The sequence below is a fragment of the bacterium genome (assembly GCA_035549195.1).
Lineage (GTDB): Bacteria > Oederibacteriota > Muellerivitia > Muellerivitales > Muellerivitaceae > DASZRK01.
This window is the reverse complement of sequence record DASZRK010000009.1, coordinates 1-3936: the sequence shown is the minus strand read 5'-3', so window position 1 is coordinate 3936 and position 3936 is coordinate 1. Positions and strand designations below refer to the sequence as shown.

Below are 3936 nucleotides of genomic sequence, written 5' to 3'. Positions count from 1 at the left end.
GGGGATACGGCGAGCTTGCTGTGAGCGAGTGAATGAAAGAGCACTGGCTTCAAACCCAGCGGTTTCGGCGCAAGTTAGGTATAGCTGTCCTTGGTTTGCTTGTGCTGGCGGATGTTACTTGTGTGCTGGCATACGTGTTTGGTGGCAGAGATGCAATAAGTGAGCACATGCTTTGGGGTCTTGCTGGTCAGCATCTCATCTGCATTGCTCTTGTGCCCGGACTGTTCATGAATCGGCAGAAAAACAAGGACAAGGCGAGCGTTAACGGATAGGTGAGTTTTTCACGAGGCAGCTTGCCTCGAAATGGAGTAAGACATGCCCGAGAGCGTGTACGACCGGATTAATGACTACGGCTCGGTGAAAATCACCCTCGCCTCCCCGAACGACATCCGTTCGTGGTCCTACGGCGAGGTGAAGAAGCCCGAGACCATCAACTACCGTACCTTCAAGCCTGAGAAGAACGGCCTCTTCTGCGAGAAGATCTTCGGTCCCACCAAGGACTGGGAATGCGCTTGCGGCAAATACAAGCGCATCAAATACAAGGACGTCATCTGCGACCGATGCGGCGTCGAAGTGACCCAAGCCAAGGTGCGCCGTGAGCGTATGGGCCATATCGAACTGGCCTGCCTGGTCTCCCACATCTGGTATTTGAAGGGGATCCCTTCCCGGATGGGTTATCTCTTGGAGATGTCCACCCGCAACCTGGAACGGGTGATGTACTACGAATCCTACGTCGTTCTCGATCCGGGCAAGGCCCCGGTCGAGTCAGGCCAGCTCTTGAGCGAAGATGAGTACCAGAAGCTCCGGGTGGAATATGGTGCTTCCCTGAAGGCCAAGATGGGCGCCGAGGCTGTGCGGGACCTGATCCGTATGGTGGACTTGGAGGACCTAGACAAGAAGCTTCGCGTCCAGATGAAGACGACCAATAGCGAACAGAAAAAGAAGACCATCATCAAGCGCTTGAAGGTCATCGAGAGCTTCCGCAAGAGCGACAACAAGCCCGAATGGATGTTCCTCGAAGTGCTTCCGGTCATCCCGCCCGAGTTGCGTCCCCTGGTCCCCTTGGATGGCGGCCGTTTTGCCACCTCGGACCTGAACGACCTATACCGCCGTGTCATCAACCGGAACAACCGCTTGAAGAAGCTCCTGGAACTGCACGCGCCCGAGGTCATCGTGCGCAATGAAAAGCGCATGCTCCAGGAGGCCGTGGACGCTCTTTTGGACAACGGCCGTCGCGGTCATGCGGTCCGTGGTCCGGGCAACCGCCCCCTCAAGTCCTTGTCGGACATGCTCAAGGGCAAGCAAGGCCGCTTCCGCCAGAACCTGTTGGGCAAACGCGTCGATTATTCCGGCCGTTCGGTCATCGTGGTGGGCCCCGAGCTCAAGATGAACCAATGCGGTCTTCCCAAGAAGATGGCGCTCGAGCTCTTCAAGCCCTTCATCATCAAGAAGCTCGAGGATCGCGGTTACGTGCATACCATCAAGAGCGCCCGGAAGATGGTTGAGCGGGTCAAGCCTGAGGTCTGGGACATCCTGGCCGAGGTCATTCGCGACCACCATGTGCTCCTGAACCGCGCCCCGACCTTGCACCGTCAGGGCATCCAGGCCTTCCAACCCGTCCTCATCGAGGGTCGCGCGATTCAGATCCATCCGCTCGTTTGTACGGCTTTCAACGCGGACTTCGACGGCGACCAGATGGCCGTCCACGTCCCATTGTCCAGCGAGGCGCAGATGGAGGCCCGGTTCCTGATGCTATCCACCAACAACATCAATTCCACCTCCAATGGCCGTCCCATCGTCACCCCGACCCAGGACATCGTTCTGGGTTCCTACTACCTGACGAAGGAGATGCCGGGCGACAAAGGGGAGGGAAAGGTCTTCTCCAGCGAGCAAGAGGTCGTGATCGCCCTCGAATCGAAGCAAGTGGGCAAACATGCCAAGATCAAGGTCCGCTTCCGGGGCAAACTCATCGAGACCACGGTGGGCCGGGTGTTGTTCAACCTGGTCATCCCGGCCGAACTGCCTTACGTCAACCGGGTCATGACCAAGAAGGAATTGGGTGACCTGGTGGCCCTCTGTTACGAGAAATTAGGCCAGGACGCGACCGTCAAGCTCTTGGACGATATCAAGGCCAATGGCTTCAAGTACGCCACCCAGGCGGGCATCACCGTCTCCATCGATGACATGCTCATCCCCAAGGACAAGAACGACATCCTCAAGCGTTCCTACAAGGATGTGGCGGAGATCGAGAGCCAATACAAGAAGGGGATCATCACCGACGGCGAGCGGTACAACAAGGTCATCGATATCTGGACCCATACGACCGACGAGATCGCCGAGGTCATGTTCGACAACCTCAAGCAGGACCACCATGGGTTCAACCCGATCTATATGATGGCCGATTCCGGCGCCCGCGGTTCCAAGATGCAGATCCGCCAATTGGCCGGCATGCGCGGTCTGATGGCCAAGCCCCTGCAGAAGATCACCGGGTCCATCGGTGAGATCATCGAATCGCCCATCACCGCCAATTTCCGCGAGGGTTTGACGGTGTTGGAATACTTCATCTCCACCCATGGTGCCCGTAAGGGTCTGGCCGATACCGCCTTGAAGACCGCCGACGCCGGGTACCTCACCCGCCGATTGGTCGACGTGTCCCAGGAGGTCATCGTCAACGCCGAGGATTGTGGCACCGCCAATGGAATCCGCGTGGCGGCCATCAAGGAAGGGCCTGAGATCATCGAGCCTTTGAAGGACCGCATTGGCGGCCGGGTGGCCGTCGATAACGTGGCCAACCTGCTCACGTCCGAAGTCATCGTGAAGGCGGGCCAGATCATCACCGAGGAGATCGCAGCCCGGTTGGATGAGGCGGGGATCGAACAGATCCGCGTCCGTTCTGTCCTGACTTGCGAACTGGAACGGGGATGCTGTGCAAAATGCTATGGCATCAACTTGTCCAACGGCAAACTGGTGCAGATCGGTGAGGCCGTCGGTATCATCGCGGCCCAGTCCATCGGGGAACCCGGCACCCAGCTCACCTTGCGGACCTTCCACGTGGGCGGCGCCGCCAGCCGCGCCCTGGAACAATCCAAGATCGAGTCCACCAAGAACGGGATCGTACGATTCCATAACCTGAAACTGGTCGAGAACCGCAACAAAGAATTCATCGTCCTCAACCGTAATGGCGAGATCTCCGTCTACGACGAAAAGGGTCGCGCCATGGAGAACTTCGTGGTGCCTTACGGCTCCACTTTGAAGGTCAAGGAAGAGCAGACGGTGAAGGAGAAGCAGATCCTGGCCCACTGGGACCTTTATAAGGTCCCCATCTTCACCGAGGTGGCCGGGGTCATCAAACTGCAGGACGTCATCCGCGGCGTCACGGTCCGTGAGGAGATGGATCCTTCCACGGGCTTGAAGGAACGCACGATCATCGAATACAAGGACGAGAACCTATCGCCACGTTGCGTGATCATGGATCCTGAGACCGGGGCGGCCCTGAAGAGCTACCGCCTGCCGACGGGTTCCCTCATCAATGTGATGGATGGGGACAAGGTCATGGCCGGGGACATCCTCTCCAAGATCCCACGGGAAATGTCGAAGACTCGGGATATCACCGGCGGTCTTCCGCGGGTGGCCGAGCTTTTTGAGGCCCGCCGTCCCAAGGGCAATGCCATCATCGCCAAGATCAGCGGGACCGTCGCTTTCGGAACCGCGTCCAAGGGCTACCAAAAGGTCGTCGTGACCAACACCGAGGGCAAGAAGACCATCGAGGAGGAATACGCGATCCCCTATGGCAAGCACCTGAACATCCATGAAGGGGATATTGTTCGCGCCGGGGACGCCCTGACCGATGGCCCTGTGGACCCTCACGACATCCTGGAGGTCCAAGGGGAGGCCGCGGTCCAAGAATACCTGCTCTCCAAGGTCCAGGAGGTCTAT

The 3936-nt window shown here is 58.3% G+C and carries 2 protein-coding genes; both read left to right on the top strand.

Annotation, left to right across the window (positions count from 1 at the left end):
• The first annotated feature begins 32 nt into the window (after positions 1-32).
• A complete protein-coding gene (locus VHE12_01740; GenBank protein ID HVZ79504.1) occupies positions 33-272 on the top strand; it encodes a hypothetical protein in 240 nt (79 codons plus the stop codon).
• A 43-nt stretch (positions 273-315) separates the two neighbouring features.
• A partial coding sequence (rpoC, locus tag VHE12_01735; GenBank protein HVZ79503.1) for a DNA-directed RNA polymerase subunit beta' occupies positions 316-3936 on the top strand: 3621 nt, incomplete at its 3' end.